This is a genomic window from Pseudoalteromonas sp. Angola-4 (genome assembly GCF_028599265.1).
Lineage (GTDB): Bacteria > Pseudomonadota > Gammaproteobacteria > Enterobacterales > Alteromonadaceae > Pseudoalteromonas > Pseudoalteromonas atlantica.
Map to the genome: position 1 here is coordinate 400552 of NZ_JAQREK010000002.1, position 14880 is coordinate 415431.

The 14880-nt window shown below is 40.9% G+C and carries 17 protein-coding genes; 2 read left to right on the forward strand and 15 right to left on the reverse strand.

The annotated features are described in order from the left end of the window. Window positions 1-2: 2 nt before the first annotated feature. From PSH48_RS04225 to PSH48_RS04255, 7 genes are all read right to left on the reverse strand, one after another. Complete coding sequence (locus PSH48_RS04225; protein WP_004588122.1) at window positions 3-329, reverse strand: YbaB/EbfC family nucleoid-associated protein; 327 nt, start codon at window positions 327-329, stop codon at window positions 3-5. A gap of 59 nt (window positions 330-388) precedes the next feature. Then, entirely contained in the window at window positions 389-2857 is a 2469-nt protein-coding gene (dnaX, locus tag PSH48_RS04230; protein WP_273610958.1) for a DNA polymerase III subunit gamma/tau, read from the reverse strand. Between the two features lie 3 nt (window positions 2858-2860). Beyond that, window positions 2861-3406 (reverse strand): adenine phosphoribosyltransferase, encoded by a 546-nt coding sequence (gene apt, locus PSH48_RS04235; protein WP_004588124.1) that lies wholly within the window; start codon window positions 3404-3406, stop codon window positions 2861-2863. Window positions 3407-3578: 172 nt separating this feature from the next. Beyond that, the gene (locus PSH48_RS04240; protein ID WP_004588125.1) at window positions 3579-3701 is read right to left on the reverse strand and encodes a hypothetical protein; all 123 of its coding nucleotides are present in this window, start codon (window positions 3699-3701) and stop codon (window positions 3579-3581) included. A 72-nt stretch (window positions 3702-3773) separates the two neighbouring features. Further along, window positions 3774-4526 carry an HvfC family RiPP maturation protein gene (locus PSH48_RS04245; protein ID WP_273610959.1) on the reverse strand — a complete coding sequence of 251 codons (753 nt, stop codon included), beginning with the start codon at window positions 4524-4526 and terminating at the stop codon, window positions 3774-3776. A 10-nt stretch (window positions 4527-4536) separates the two neighbouring features. Beyond that, on the reverse strand, window positions 4537-5394 hold the full coding sequence (locus tag PSH48_RS04250; protein ID WP_443197868.1) for an HvfB family MNIO-type RiPP peptide maturase: 858 nt from the start codon (window positions 5392-5394) through the stop codon (window positions 4537-4539). An 83-nt stretch (window positions 5395-5477) separates the two neighbouring features. After that, window positions 5478-5963 (reverse strand): HvfA family oxazolone/thioamide-modified RiPP metallophore, encoded by a 486-nt coding sequence (locus PSH48_RS04255; RefSeq protein ID WP_096739419.1) that lies wholly within the window; start codon window positions 5961-5963, stop codon window positions 5478-5480. A gap of 227 nt (window positions 5964-6190) precedes the next feature. Between PSH48_RS04255 and PSH48_RS04260 the strand changes: the two genes are divergently transcribed. Both PSH48_RS04260 and PSH48_RS04265 read left to right on the forward strand, forming a co-directional pair. Beyond that, window positions 6191-7171: a tRNA-dihydrouridine synthase gene (locus tag PSH48_RS04260; RefSeq protein WP_054983096.1), complete on the forward strand. Its 981-nt coding sequence runs from the start codon at window positions 6191-6193 to the stop codon at window positions 7169-7171. Window positions 7172-7228: 57 nt separating this feature from the next. Next, complete coding sequence (locus PSH48_RS04265; protein WP_004588130.1) at window positions 7229-7561, forward strand: TraR/DksA C4-type zinc finger protein; 333 nt, start codon at window positions 7229-7231, stop codon at window positions 7559-7561. A 4-nt stretch (window positions 7562-7565) separates the two neighbouring features. Here the strand turns inward: PSH48_RS04265 and PSH48_RS04270 are convergent, their stop codons facing one another. The 8 genes from PSH48_RS04270 to PSH48_RS04305 all read right to left on the reverse strand — a co-directional run bounded on the left by PSH48_RS04270 (window position 7566) and on the right by PSH48_RS04305 (window position 14712). Then, complete coding sequence (locus PSH48_RS04270) at window positions 7566-8609, reverse strand: hypothetical protein (protein WP_273610960.1); 1044 nt, start codon at window positions 8607-8609, stop codon at window positions 7566-7568. A 63-nt stretch (window positions 8610-8672) separates the two neighbouring features. Next, complete coding sequence (locus PSH48_RS04275) at window positions 8673-9932, reverse strand: tetratricopeptide repeat protein (protein WP_004588132.1); 1260 nt, start codon at window positions 9930-9932, stop codon at window positions 8673-8675. A gap of 11 nt (window positions 9933-9943) precedes the next feature. Next, a complete protein-coding gene (locus tag PSH48_RS04280; RefSeq protein WP_004588133.1) occupies window positions 9944-10558 on the reverse strand; it encodes an energy transducer TonB in 615 nt (204 codons plus the stop codon). Beyond that, window positions 10558-10962, reverse strand: a complete 405-nt coding sequence (locus PSH48_RS04285; RefSeq protein ID WP_004588134.1) for an ExbD/TolR family protein — start codon at window positions 10960-10962, stop codon at window positions 10558-10560. Before PSH48_RS04285 ends, PSH48_RS04280 begins: the two co-directional genes overlap by 1 nt. Before the next feature lie 14 nt (window positions 10963-10976). Then, the gene (locus tag PSH48_RS04290) at window positions 10977-11501 is read right to left on the reverse strand and encodes a MotA/TolQ/ExbB proton channel family protein (RefSeq protein ID WP_004588135.1); all 525 of its coding nucleotides are present in this window, start codon (window positions 11499-11501) and stop codon (window positions 10977-10979) included. Beyond that, window positions 11501-12865 (reverse strand): MotA/TolQ/ExbB proton channel family protein, encoded by a 1365-nt coding sequence (locus PSH48_RS04295; protein WP_004588136.1) that lies wholly within the window; start codon window positions 12863-12865, stop codon window positions 11501-11503. The genes PSH48_RS04290 and PSH48_RS04295 overlap by 1 nt, the downstream gene beginning before the upstream one ends. Window positions 12866-12872: 7 nt before the next feature. Further along, on the reverse strand, window positions 12873-13643 hold the full coding sequence (locus PSH48_RS04300) for a DUF3450 domain-containing protein (RefSeq protein ID WP_004588137.1): 771 nt from the start codon (window positions 13641-13643) through the stop codon (window positions 12873-12875). An 865-nt stretch (window positions 13644-14508) separates the two neighbouring features. Further along, entirely contained in the window at window positions 14509-14712 is a 204-nt protein-coding gene (locus PSH48_RS04305; protein ID WP_004588138.1) for a cold-shock protein, read from the reverse strand. Between the last annotated feature and the right edge of the window lie 168 nt (window positions 14713-14880).

Genomic DNA, 14880 nt, shown 5'->3' on the forward strand with positions numbered 1-14880 from the left:
GCTTAAAACGGCATTTTCATACCTGGTGGTAATTGCATACCGCCAGTTACTTTGCCCATACGCTCTTGCGTTTCGTCAGCAACGCGGCGAACAGCATCGTTACATGCTGCAGCAAGTAAATCTTCAATCATGTCTTTGTCGTCTTCCATAAGGCTTTCATCAAGCTCAACACGACGCACATTATGATTACCAAGCATGGTTACTTTTACAAGGCCTGCGCCGGCTTCGCCAACAACTTCCATTGTCGCGATTTCGTCTTGGGCTTTTTGCATGCGCTCTTGCATTTGCTGCGCTTGCTTCATCATGTTACCCATTCCACCTTTAAACATAATTTTCTCTCTTTCTTTTAAACTCTAGTTGTCATGAAGATAAGGGCGATTGTATTTAATTACAATGCCTGAATACTGTTTTCGTCAATTTCGGCGCTAAATAGCTGCTGAAATTGTACTATGTTTTCATCAGATGTGATCACATCAATTGCTTGCTGATGACGCCCTGCATCTATTTTTTGCTGAATTAAATAAGGCGAGTCAATCACCCCTTTTGCAAAGTTAATACTCAGCGATACGTTATGCCCGTATATGCTTGATAACGCCGCATCGAGCTTTTGCCTAAGCATGGGCGTATCTAAGTGTTTTTGCGATTCATCCACGTCAATATGTAAACTGTCGCCTTGCTTAGTAAAAATCGAGTGTAATGCAAATTGGCGCATTCGCCCACCAAGCCCCATACGCTTAATTAAATAAGCCCACTCATCTTGCTGATGCGCAAATTTAATCTCGCTAATTGGGCTTTGAAAATCATCAGGAACCGGTATAACGGGCTCTTGCTCTATTACCTCAGGCTTTTTTTGCGGGTTAATTTGCTCAAGCAGCTCAGGCGCTAAGTTTTCAGTAATTGTTTGATGCTTTTCTTTAAAATCAACCTTACGCGCTGGCTGGCTTTGCGTTACTGGCTCAGCTGGCGTTTGGCTCCCTGTTACTGGGAGCGTTGGCTTTTTTTCGCTATCGCCTTGCGCATGGTCATGCCATGGCGGTGAATCGTTTTGTGACTCACTCGCTTGCGGGCTTGTATTGTGTGGCTTTGCTTCGCTGTTAGGCGTAGCTTGGGCAGGTGTTTTTGGTGTTTGCGCTTGCTCAGGGGTATTTACACTCCCCCCAGAAAGCCTGCCAGCCCCAGATATATTTCTATCCCGTAAAATTCGCGCAATTGCTGATTGTGCTTGAGCTTCTTGTTCACGCACACTGCTATCTTTAGCATCGGCGTTTTCAGGCACGGGTTGTGTGTGTTGCGCTACAGGTGCAGGGTTATAACCTTGATCTACCGCACTGCTCATAACATCATCAAATTGTGCAGCTAAGCTTTGCTCCATATTACTGTGTTGCAGATAAGCATCGTCTTCACTTTGGCGCTCAGCAGCATCGTCACTCTTAGCAATGTGCTCACTTTGCTGCACAGGGCTCGGTATATCGTTTTGCGGGCTTTGAGCCGCAGCTGATGCGCTGTTGCTGTGTTGCTCACTTGGCGAGCGTGTTAGCTGCTCTGTGGGCGGTTGCTCTACTGGTTCATCACTTGTTTGGCTTTGCGCAGTGCTTTGATTTTGGCTTTTCTCAACCATTACTTGCGGAGCAGGGGTTTCGGCTTGCGATGGTGTTTTATTTTTATTTAATATATCACGCAGCGCATCGGCACGGCCTTTACTACTGGTAGGCGCAGGCGTTGCTGCACTTGGTGTGTCACTAGGCTCAGGAAGCGATTGAGCAGGCGTTGTACCTGCAGATTCAAATGCTAATAAACGCAGCATTATCATTTCAAAGCCTAAACGAGGCTCTGGCGCCCATTGTAAGTCTTTTTTACCGTTTAATAGTAACTGGTAATAAACCTGCATTTGTTGAGCCTGGGTGTGCTGTGCAACATGGCTAATATAATCGGCATTTTTATCATCAAGTTGCGCTGCTTGCGGGACAAGCTGAGTTAATTGAATAAGGTGAGTTAATGCAATTAAATCATCAAGTAGTGCAATATAGTTAGGATTACGGCTCGCTACTTGGGCTATTTCGTCCATCAGTGCGCCACCATCTTGTGCTAACAAAGCAGCAAGCAAACTCTGGCTGTAATGTGTATCCATTAAACCAAGCATAGCTTGTACGGCTTGATTGTTTATGTCGCCGTTGGTTTGCGCAATAGCTTGATCTGTTAAGCTCAACGCGTCACGCATACTGCCATCGGCGGCTTTTGCAATAATACTTAGCGCATCTTTATCAAAATTTAATTCCTCTTGAGTAAGGACATGCTCAAGCTGAGTTTTAATTTCGCTTTGCGAAAGTGCATTTAAGTTAAACTGTAAACAGCGTGATAAAATGGTAACAGGTAACTTTTGCGGATCGGTGGTTGCTAGTAAAAATTTCACATGCTCTGGCGGCTCTTCCAACGTTTTTAATAACGCGTTAAAGCTATGCTTAGAGAGCATGTGTACTTCATCTATTAGGTATACTTTGTAACGTCCACGCGTGGGTGCATATTGAACGTTATCAAGAATTTCACGAGTATCTTCTACTTTGGTGCGAGAAGCGGCATCGATTTCAAGCAAGTCAATGTATCGCCCTGCTTCTATGTCAGTACAACTGCTACATTGCCCACAAGGAGATGCCGATATACCCTCATCACAATTTAAGCTTTTAGCAAAAATACGCGCAATGGTCGTTTTACCCACACCACGGGTTCCAGTGAATAAATAAGCGTGATGCAGTCTATTTTGCGTTAGCGCATTAACAAGCGCTTGCTTTACATGAGACTGGCCAACCAATTCATGAAAGGTTTGCGGACGCCATTTTCTCGCTAGAACCTGATAACTCATCAATTACTCGCCTTCAAACTCAACCAGTTTTAAGATTTTAATACCCATTTTTTCTATACGCTGCTCACCACCAAGCTCTGGTAATGAAACAACAAACGCTGCATCAGTGGCTGTGCCGCCTAATTTTGCAACTAGCTTTGCTGTGGCTTCAATTGTGCCACCGGTAGCTAATAAATCGTCAACTAATAATACTTTATCGCCTGGGACAATAGCATCAACATGAAGCTCTAATGTGTCTTCACCGTATTCAAGTAGGTAATCTTGGCGAATCACTTCGCGTGGTAGCTTGCCTGGCTTACGAACAGGAATAAAAGGGATCCCTAACGCGTAAGATAGCGGTGCACCAAAAATAAAGCCGCGAGATTCTGTACCAATAATTTTTGTAAAGCCTTGGTTTTTATATTCGTTTATAAAAGCATCGATTGTTGCTTTAAAGGCTTCTGGATTTGCCATTAGTGTTGTTACATCACGAAACATAATGCCTGGTTTAGGATAGTCGGCAATGGTTGCGATACTGTTTTTAATAATAGCGGGTGTTACTTGAGTCATAAGTTTAATTGCTCAATAGTTTATATTTCAAAGCAGCTGATTATAACCTTAACTGACGTTAAAATGCGAGTTTGCTGTTATTAATACCAAGGTGGTTTGAAAATTATAAGGGTGGAGGAAGAAAAGAAGCTTAAGGCTGATATAAACAACAGCCTTAATAGAGCAAGGAGCTTTAAGTTAGGCTTGTGATCCAGCCTAAAATCGCATTTAAACAGCCAATACCTACAAAAACTGCTAAAAAAGCAATAAAGTAAGTAGCGTTAAACGGATCTTTAAAGTCTTTATCATCTGACATTGGTATAACCTTTTTTTAAGCACGACAAATAAGGCTGCCATGATAGACGAAGTAAAAACATCTATAAAGACCTTAATGTTGATTTTTTGTCACGATAATACCGCGCTCGCACATTGCATTAAGCGTACTTAACGCACCATGCGCAATTTGTTGTTCACTAAAATTGGGCGCGTGGACTAAAACCTGCTGGCATACACTCTCAAAGTCAATGCCCGCATTAGATTCTATTATTGAAAGTAACAAGGCGGTCATTGCATTTGTGGCTAAAAACTGTACGTCGTCGTTATCATCTCTGTATACAACAAAGTAATTAGGCAGCTCAGATGGCGTGCTGGGTTTATACTCTGTGCTGATATTTTGCACCGCATACTGGTAGCTTAAATTACGCGCTACACTCGATAAGTAAAGTGTAGAACTGGTTAGTTCAGTGCTTTTTAAGCGTTGCTCATTGGTATCTTCATTAGCCACGGAAACATCAAGCTCTATCCACTCATAATGTGCCAGCTCCAGCATAAATGCATAATCGTACTCTTGCAGGGTATAGCTGCTCGATAAGTAATTAATAAATTCCCCTGCTATGTCTAAAAAATAAGGCGACTTACAGTCATGCTCACTAAAAAATGCCCTTATTAATTTTTGCCATTGCTGCTGTGTATATAAAGTTTTAAGCACCGGAAAACCAGATGAGATAAACCCTGCAATATTATTAAAAAATAAGTCGCGGTAAATCGCCATGCGTCTATCTTCAATATCTTTAGGCTTTGGGTTATGCTCAGGCTCACGTATGTGCGCCATAAACTCATTTTGGCTGTCAATAAAGCTCATATTTATTCCTTTATGCTAATTGCTGAGTAGGCGATGCGCATAACTGCTTATTTTGTAAATCGTGAATAATATCAAGTTCTTTTGTTAGTGTATTTATACTTGGAATATTAAAATCACGCTCTAATAAGGTAGGAAACACCCCATGCGCTTGGTACGCTTTATCAAGCAAGTCCCATACGGGGTCAATAACATCCGCGCCGTGGGTATCAACAATTAAATCATCGGCTTCATTGTAGTGCCCAGCTACGTGCCCATATGCAATGCGTTTTGAAGGTAACCCTAATAAAAACGCTTCGGCGTTGTAACCATGATTAATTGAATTAACATAAATATTATTTACATCAAGCAGTAGCTTACAATCGGCTTGCTCTAAAATCGTGTTTGTAAATTCAAGCTCAGATAACTGCTGGCCAGGCGCCGCATAATAAGAGACATTTTCGATGGCTATTTGGCGCTCTAAAATATCTTGCACTTGTTTGATGCGAGGTACAACGTGTGCAATGGCATCTTCAGTAAAAGGGATTGGCATTAAATCGTACATGTGCCCTTTTCCAGAGCAGTAACTTAGGTGCTCACTGAATAGTTTAATGTTGTGCTGATCAAAAAACGTTTTTAGCGATTTAACAAATTCAATATCAAGAGGTTCAGGCGAGCCGATAGAAAGCGATAAACCATGGCAAACAAAATTATTGGCGTCAGTTAAGGTTTTAAATTGTTTTTTAAAACGCCCTCCCAGCTTAAGCCAGTTTTCAGGCGCTACTTCCATAAAATCAATTTGCTTTGGTATATTCGCTAGTAGTTCATCAAGCATCTCTCGACGAAGACCTAAGCCCACCATCCCAAATGCTGAGTTTTGTGTTGCTCTCATCATTATCTCCTAAAACAAAAAGGGCCTTTTGGCCCTTTTAGCATAACGTATATCTGAGTAAATCAGGTACTTAAATCAGCCTGTTATTGGCCGCCACATTTGCCTTCGCCGCATTTACCTTCTTTTTTACCTTTTGCGTCGCCGCCACATTTGCCTTCGCCGCACTTACCTTCTTTTTTACCTTTTGCGTCGCCGCCACATTTGCCTTCGCCGCACTTACCTTCTTTTTTGCCTTTTGCGTCGCCGCCACATTTGCCTTCGCCGCACTTGCCTTCTTTTTTACCTTTTGCGTCGCCGCCACATTTGCCTTCGCCGCACTTACCTTCTTTTTTACCTTTTGCCTCACCGCCACATTTGCCTTCGCCGCACTTACCTTCTTTTTTACCTTTTGCGTCGCCGCCACATTTGCCTTCACCGCACTTACCTTCTGCCGCATCAAGCTGGTATCCGGTTACTAGCTGTTGAAATTCAAATGGGTTTGCTTGTGCATCTGCAGAGGCAAAACTTGCAGAGCCAACAACTACTGCACCTAAGGTTAACGCGATTGAGTTTTTCTTTACTGTATTCATTGTATGACTCTCTTATATAAGTGTGTATTAAGATAACGCAAACTAATTATTGTCAATTATGCGTTGCTTGTATAATTAAATAGACCCGCTATCAAATAAAAACTTTCATTTATTTTCATTTTTTTTACTTTTAAATTTATACAAACAAATATGGCCAGTAATTTAAGTTTTATCAAACCATACTTTGCAGGTACACTACGCACCCGTTTTTTCAATAAAAATACTCTATGAAACTTGTTTTAGCGCCTATGGAAGGTGTTGTTGATTTTAAAATGCGCCAACTTCTTACCAATATTGGTGGCTTTGACCTATGCGTAACAGAATTTGTTAGAGTAATTGATAAATGTTTACCGGCTAAAGTGTTTCATCGCTATTGCCCTGAGCTCAATAATAACGGTTTAACCAAAGCCGGTACTCCTGTGCGCGTACAGTTATTAGGGCAAGTGGCCGACGTATTAGCAGAAAATGCGGTTAGAGCTATCGAATTAGGCTCCCACGGTATAGATCTTAATTTTGGCTGCCCTGCAAAAACGGTAAATAAAAGCCGCGGGGGTGCTGTTCTGCTAAAAGACCCTGACCATATGTATGACATAATCAAAGCGGTAAGGGATGCGGTAGATAGTAAACATCAAGTAAGTGCTAAAATACGCTTGGGCTTTGATGATGATAGCAATAGCCAAGAAATTGTAGATGCCGTTGTCAGCGCCGGTGCAGATAGTATTGCAATACACGCCCGTACTAAGCGTGATGGTTATAACCCACCTGCATACTGGGAAAAAATCCCCCCGCTAATAAAAGGTAAAAACATAGCCGTGGTTGCCAATGGTGAAATTTGGCAAGTGGAAGATGCTCTACTTTGCCAAACCCGAAGCCAGTGTAGCGATTTAATGCTAGGGCGCGGTGCGCTTTCTCACCCTGATTTAGCAAAAAAAATTAAAGCTCATGTTAATAATGAACAATATAATGGCCTAGAGTGGGAACATATAATTTATCATTTGATTCACTCTGCTATTCATCAAGACCCCACACAAGATGAAAAATATTTTGCCTCTCGTACTAAACAATGGCTGGGTTATCTAAAACGCCAATACCCACAAGCTAATGCCCTATTTGATGAAATAAGACGTCTTAAAGTAAAAGGTGATGTAGCACAGGTTTTAAAAAAATACGCTAAGTCTCCGCAACTTGATTCAAATCATAGCGTATAAGCAGCGCAGCTCAGATAATACCGGTATAACGAAACGCTAAATGAAGGTTATACCAATATGCTTTATCAGCAACAACTGCACAGTGAAATAGCACACGTTAAATCAGTAATATTAGCGATGCTGAGCCAATCTGCACACCCTGCCCATCTTAAGCTACGTGACGTTATATTAACTAGCCAGCATAACGAATGGCTTGACACGGCCACCTACCACTTAGGTCCTGAATATCAAACTTTAGTTAATAGGCTGACAGAATTAGAAGCGGCAATAAGCCAAATTGATATTGGTCAATACGGCTATTGCTGCGATTGTGAAGAAGCAATTTCTGAGCGGTTACTTAAAAAAGACCCTGCAACACAGCGTTGTGAAATGTGCGCTAAGCGCACATAAGCGTTTAAAGTGTTAATAGTTGCTCGGCAAAACTAAAAGCGTGGCCTGGGTAAAGCACACTATCTTCAACTAAATACTGCGCATCGCGCTGTGAAATAGCTAATCGTTTTACTAAATTCACTTTTGCCTGAGATAAAGTCCATGCATGGTAGTGTATGCCCACATCGGTTTCCATTAGCGCAAGCATTAGCCTTTTATCTTCTGGGCTTAGCTGGCTGTTTTTAGCCATAGCGGGCAACAGCATGTAATCTGTTTGCCAATCAACCCCTTTTACTTTTGGCGCCTTGCTTAAATATTGGCTAATAAACGAAGTACTATGATGCTCGTTATAGCTCAAATTAGGTGCAGTATGCGAATCAATTTGAAGATGCTGATTAATAGTATCAACCCATTGCAAAGGCGACTTAACTGCCCCACTGAAGTAATTTAGTTTACTTTGATACCATTCACTGCCATTAGCAAGTCCACGTAAGCCAATGCTTCCCCTTGGTTTGTATTGGGCCAAGTAATCATTAAACTCTGCAATCTGGGCTTTTAAATCGTTTGCGCTAGATTGTTTTAATAGTGACGTTTGTAAGTAACCCTGCAGGAGGTTTAATTCAATCTTGTTTAATCTCAAATTGCTTTGCAGCGCACTGTCTAATTGATCTTGAGTGAACTTAAGCCACTCAATTACCTCGTTAGCCTTAGTACTTTGCATTTGCGCTGATAATAAGTTCTCTAACACATTGACCTGTGCAGGCCAGCTGAAAAAGCGCTCAGGAAAACGCTCAGCAATAATTAAGTAATTTAGCTGCTGTGTTTGCGCATTTGAAAGAGTCATTGTTTGTAGGCGCTGATACATCTGATGACGAAGCGATAAATACGCTGAGGAAAAAGGCAGTACTTGTTCAGTGGATACACTTGCAGTGTCCGCAGGCTTTAGCGCCGTGTTTAAACTTTTAATACTCTGCTGCGCAGCATCATAAGATTCAAAAGGCAGTGGTTGTTTTGAACAAGCAACCAAAAACAGACTAAATAGGACAGACAAAAGATGCGTTTTATTCATTATAAATTCCAATAAAAAAAGCCCCAAAGGGGCTTTTTATATAATTGCTAAAACAAATTAAAGTTAAATTTTAACACCGTTGCGAGCGGCTTTATCTTTAATAAATGTAGACCAACCTTTAGCAAACTTACGTGTGCGTGGGTCGTCCATTGCTTTAGTAATAGCAGCATAAGCTTGCTTGTATTTAGCTTGGTAGTAGTACGCTTCAGCTAAATCTGAATAAATGGTGCCTTTTTTGTCAGAGCCAAGCTCTAACGCTTTGTTCAAACGAACAACAGCAGCACTAAAGTTCTCAGATTGTAAAAGTAACGATCCTGCTTTGCGGTAAAGCTCTGCATCGTCGTCAAATTTAGCAGCTTCTTCGTAGTACTTAGCAGCTTTTTCGATGTCTTTAGAACGGTGGTAGTTACTAGCAATTGCGTTAACATTTTGCTTAGTACGCTTAACTTTGTCTTCTTTAATCGCATTTTCAAGGGTTTTAGCCGCTTTAAATGGAATTTCGTTTAAAGAGTAAAAGTTAGAAAGTACTTTGTAATCTACTTCCGCTTCAAAATAGCCATTTTTGAATGCTACTTCCATGGTCGCTAGACCTTTAGAGTAGTCTTCGGTTTGTAGGTAGTATTTACCTAAACTAACCCAGGCTTTTTTGTCATCTGGCCAAACTCGTACAATCTCTTCACCAATTTTCACCATGTTGGCGTAGTCTTTAAGTTCAAAGTAAGAACCTAATTTTAATTGGTAAGGGGCCTTGTTAGGCTCCTTTTGTAAAGAGATTGCCTTGTCGGCAGGTTTAAAAACATCACGAAACTGACCTAACTGATAGTTAGCTTGCGCGATACGAGTATACACTTTAGGGTCTTCTTCGCCGGTGAAGTCCATCCAAGCTGTATAAGCTTTTTTGGCTTCTTGGAACTTTTCAGTACCTGCGTATAAATCACCTAATAGCTTTAAAGTTTGCTCGTGATCTGCGAAGTTTAAAATATCAGGGGCAACAGCTTGTCTAGAGTATTTAATCGCTTCATCGTACTTCTCTTTTTGCGCGTACATGCTACCTAAGTAACGATTTACAGTCGCTTTATCGAAGTCGTTAGATGCGTCAATCTCTTTTAACAAGGCAATTGCTTCATCAATTTTGTCTTCATTGTACAAGTCAAACGCTTTAATTACCTTTTTACCAGTACGCTCGCCCATGATTTTAGTCTTGGCTTTTTTACGCTCTTCAATTTTAGCGTAATCCGGCGCTGCTAATACAGGTGCAGTTATAGCTGCACCTGACACAGACATAAGAATTGCAAGAGCAGTTACTTTAGATAAATTTCTCATTACTCGCCTCCTTAGCCTTGGTTAAGTTTAAAGTCTAGTTGAACTTGTAAACCAACTTGTTTCTGTGGTTTACCGTCAATAATTTTAGGACGGTATTTCCACTTGCGTAATGCACGTTTTGCTTCACGGTCAAAGATACGTTTTGGTTCTGCGTCAATAACTTGAACGTCAGTCACGCCACCTAACTCATCAATTGTGAACGAAAGTTGTACCCAACCTTCTTTACCATCACGCGCTGCTTGCGTTGGATATTTTGGTTCAATACGAACGATAGGTGTCGCATCACCATCTCGTCCAAATGCACCTGGACCACTTAGTCCACCAGCCGAACTTCCTACATCAATGCTACCCATGTTAAATGACATAGCACCAGGGTTAGGATTGTTATTCTCCGGCTGTGGCGGCTGCGGTTTAGGCGGCTGCTTTGGCGGTGGCGGAGGCGGAGGCGGAACACGCTTCCTCTCCTGCACCTTAGATTCAGGCGGATTCGTCATTATTTCGACTATGATCTGCTCTTTTTGTTCAGTATTACGGTCAGCCCCACCAGAGATGAGGTAAGCCATGAAGTAGAACAAGCCGAAAGTAACTGCCCCACCTGCAATCAGTGAAAACAGAAAACGAATCATTACTGATCTCCAGCTATTGAAATTCTCAGGTTGTCACCTGTCGCTTTGATCTGGTCCATAACTTTAACCACTACGCCGTGCTTTGCTTCTTTATCAGCTTGCAAAATCACAACATCAGTAGGTTGTTCTGCTAATAAACTTTCGATTTTTGCTGAAACACGTTCAACATCAACTTGCTGTTTATCAATCCAGATAGCACCATCACTGCGAATAGCAACAAAAATGTTAGCATTTTTTTGCTTCGTAGCTTGGGCCGCTTTAGGTTTATTGACCTCGATACCAGCCTCTTTAACGAACGATGTAGTTACGATAAAGAAAATAAGCATGATAAATACGATGTCAAGCATTGGCGTCATATCTACCGCTGCTTCTTCTTCTTCACGAAAACGTTGTTTACGTGCCATATTTAATTCTCTCTCTAGTGATGAGGCATGCTATCTACAAGTTTGGCTTTCACCATTCTCGCTCTTGCCTCAAGGCGTGAGCTAAAGAAAACTCCAGATAGTGCCGCAACCATTCCAGCCATTGTTGGGATTGTTGCCATTGAAATACCTGATGCCATTAAACGTGCATTACCAGTACCTTGGGTTGCCATGGTTTCGAAAACCGCGATCATACCCGTTACAGTTCCAAGTAAGCCTATTAAAGGACAAACAGCTACTAATGTTTTAATCAACAACATACGCTGATCTAATTTTTCAGACGCTTCAGAAATCCATGCTTCACGGATTCTGTGTGCGTACCAAGACGTAGTGTCTTGGCGGGCATCCCACTTTGCTACAATATCCTTCGTTAAACGAGGAAATTCAGCAAGTAGGAACCAATAGCGCTCAATCATTAAAACCCACATAAGAAAGAGTGCTATCGCGACCACGTATAATACCTGGCCGCCTGTGCCAACAAAATCCCTGATAGATTCCCATATCTCCATCAGGACTAGCATTAGGCTTTCTCCTTCTCCGCGTGAGTAGCAACGATACCCGCGCTTTGCTCATCAAGGATATGTAATACTGACTTACTACGACCTGCAACAATTGAATGAAGTAGGATAAGTGGTAGTGCAGCAATTAGACCTAGCGCTGTAGTTACAAGAGCTAGAGAGATGTTACCAGCCATGATCTTCGGATCGCCCGTACCGAACAATGTGATTGTTTGGAACGTTAAGATCATACCGATTACTGTACCTAGTAGACCAAGTAACGGTGCGATTGCAGCAAGAATCTTGATGATGTTGATGCCAGCTTCAACACGTGGCGTTTCACGTAAGATAGCTTCATCAAGTTTAAGCTCAAGGTTTTCAACGTCTTGGCTCTTGTTGTCATGGTACACTTTAAGAATACGACCCAGTGGGTTGTTTGTATTCGGTGTAGACAAGTTTTTAAGCTGAGACTTGATCTTAGAAGTAGTAAGCGCTAAGTCAACGAAACGTACTAAGAAGATTAGTAGACCAACAGCTAATAAAACTGTGATGATGTAACCAACTTCCGCACCTTGCTCGTAGTATTCCATAAGCGTTTTCTTCTGCGTGTTGATACGTAAGATTGCACCACGAGTCGGGTCAATGTATACGCCAGCGTAATTGTCAGAAGAAGTACCTTCAAGAGCAGAGATACCATCTAAAATGTAGCTATCAGGTTGTTTACCTAAAGGCTGAATAGATTTTGTCTCTGGCGAGTAGATTAAGTAACCTTCGTCAGTAACTAAGTTAAAGTTACCAATACGTGTTACTTGCTTAACTGTAGAGTTACCGTCAAGACCTGACACTTCAGTTTCAAAAGTAGAAACTTTTGCTGACTCAGTCATTTCTGTTTGAAGTGCAATCCAAAGTTCTTCAAGTTCACGAACTGTTGGAAGTTCTTTAGCTGCTGCTAATGAACGAAGTACTTCTGCACGGCCTGGCTTTTCAGCACTTACTAGTGAAGCTTCGATAGAACCGATAGCGTCTTGCGCTGCACGACGTACAACACCAAACATTTCACCAAGAGTACCTTGTGCGTTTTGAAGCGCTTGCTCTTTTTCAGCTAATGTATTTTCGTTTTGTGCATATTGCTTAGCTAAGCTGTCACCGCGTGCTTTTTCAGACGCTAATTGGCTTTTTGCTTTGTTAAGTAATGCTTGCTTGTCAGCACGTTCTGATAAGAACTCTTGCTCACGTTGCTTATTGATTTTACCTTCAGAGATACGTTCTTGCTTTACTTGCTCAAGAATTTTATCTAAAGCATCAGTATTTGCATGTGCATTAAGCGCGGTACCTGCAGAAACAGATAGTACTGCTGCAACAGCAAAACCTTTAAATAGTTTCTTCATTATTCGATTACTCCGCGCCAAAGATTGGTAGTTTAACAAGTTCTAGTGTCGCTTGCTTACGCGCCATACGAATCACTTCTTTAACTGGTTTTAGGTATTCTTCACCTAATTCTTTCCACTCTTTAGTGTTGTTGTCCCACACCCAAGCGTGTTTTAAGTCAAAAGATTGTGCTACGTAAGTGATACGACCTAAACGACCGATATCAACGTTAATGTTTTTACCATCAACTTCTAAAGTACCTTGAGAAGCAGTTACAGCCGAGCTGTAAGCAGTTTCAACTGTGTATGCTTCAAGAACTTGGCGGAATTTCTCAGACGTCGTTACAGACGCAGAAGCCATGATTTCACGAAGTCTTTCTACACGAGCAAGACGAGAATCAAGATTGAACGGAACGTCCGCTTTGATGAATTGCTCAAGCGTATCGATCATGCGATACATCAAAGGCACAACGTTTTGTTTAGTGTTGTCGATAGTAGCGATTTGACGGTCAAACGATTCGATTGACGCATTTTGGTCAGCGACCAAACGTGCTACGTGATCGTTGTACACTTTCATAAGTTCAGTCTCATCAACAATACTACGGTACTCAGCGATTAGCTCTTGAGTTTGACCGTATACGTTGTCAATTTTAGTTTGAGACTTAACAGCAGCCTTTTGAATTTGCTGACCTGCTTTTTGCACGTCATTCAAAGGATCTGCAATCACATTGCTGCTTGCAAATGCAAAAGCGCCAACCAACGCAGATGCTACAAGACTCTTTCTGATTTTAACAGACATAGTTCCCAACCAATTAAGTAATGTTACTTTTATAATTTAATTATCAACCTTATTAAGGATGACAACCCTGATATCTTTTAATAGATATCAACCCTCCAATAATGCTAAATGCAATACGCCCTGTCAACTTGATGTTAGCTATTCTAAGTAAATAAATACCTTGAAAAAGCTAAAACTAAAGTATTACAAAAAATACTGTTAACATAAATGCAACCAGCATTAAGGCGTTTTAGCATTATATAGCCCCTTTAAAATTAAACACTAGTTAAAAATTAGACACTTACATGAAACAAAAATGCAACATCTAAACAAAACTGAATTGCACCTTAAAAAAAAACAAAAATAATAAAAATGTGACAATTTGATGAACTAGATTTGGTTAAATTAGGCTAAAAGCACATCTTAACTTACAAATCCTGCGCTTCATCGTATAAAAATACAACAATTCGAACGTGGTTTTGAGATGATGTATAAATATTACTGCATTTAAGTTAATGGCTTTAACTTTGCTAAGCCCAAGTTAAGCCTTATTAAAGCCAGTAAAACACTCAGTTAATTACACGGTTTTTTAATACACACTATGCGTGTGGTAAATGTATTGTTTAACCTTGGTGAAAGTATGCAGATTATGAGCTGTTAGTGTATTGAAGCGGCGTTGCTATTAAATAGGGTTTTTAACTATTTAAATGGCAAATATGTTAAACGTGTTTGAAGCTATAGCGAGAAGTAAATTTTAACGTTTGACTGTATTATGGAGTGAACAAACAATATTAGAGAGTATAAAAACAATGAGGAAGATTTTGAGGAATTATGGTGAAACAGAAAACTGCTTCACCAAGATGAACTAAGGTTCACATAATTAAAATTATGCTACTTCTACGTTCTCAGCTTCAGGGCCTTTTTGACCTTGTTTGATGCTGAAAGTCACTGCTTGACCTTCGCTAAGAGTGCGAAAACCAGAACCAGTGATTGCGCTGAAATGTACAAACACGTCAGGACCATTTTCTTGTTCAATGAAACCAAAGCCTTTAGCTTCGTTGAAAAATTTTACTTTACCAGTAACCGACATACTAAATTTTCCTGTAAGTCAATAATTAAAATTCAGCCATATTATTATGGCTATATCCTCCCTGAGTCAGTGCCCAAAATTCTGGAGGTATAGTACAGGAACAAGTTTTAACCTAACCGGTAACCTTAAACGCAGCACAATATCCGTAAATTCAATACGCAAAAACTC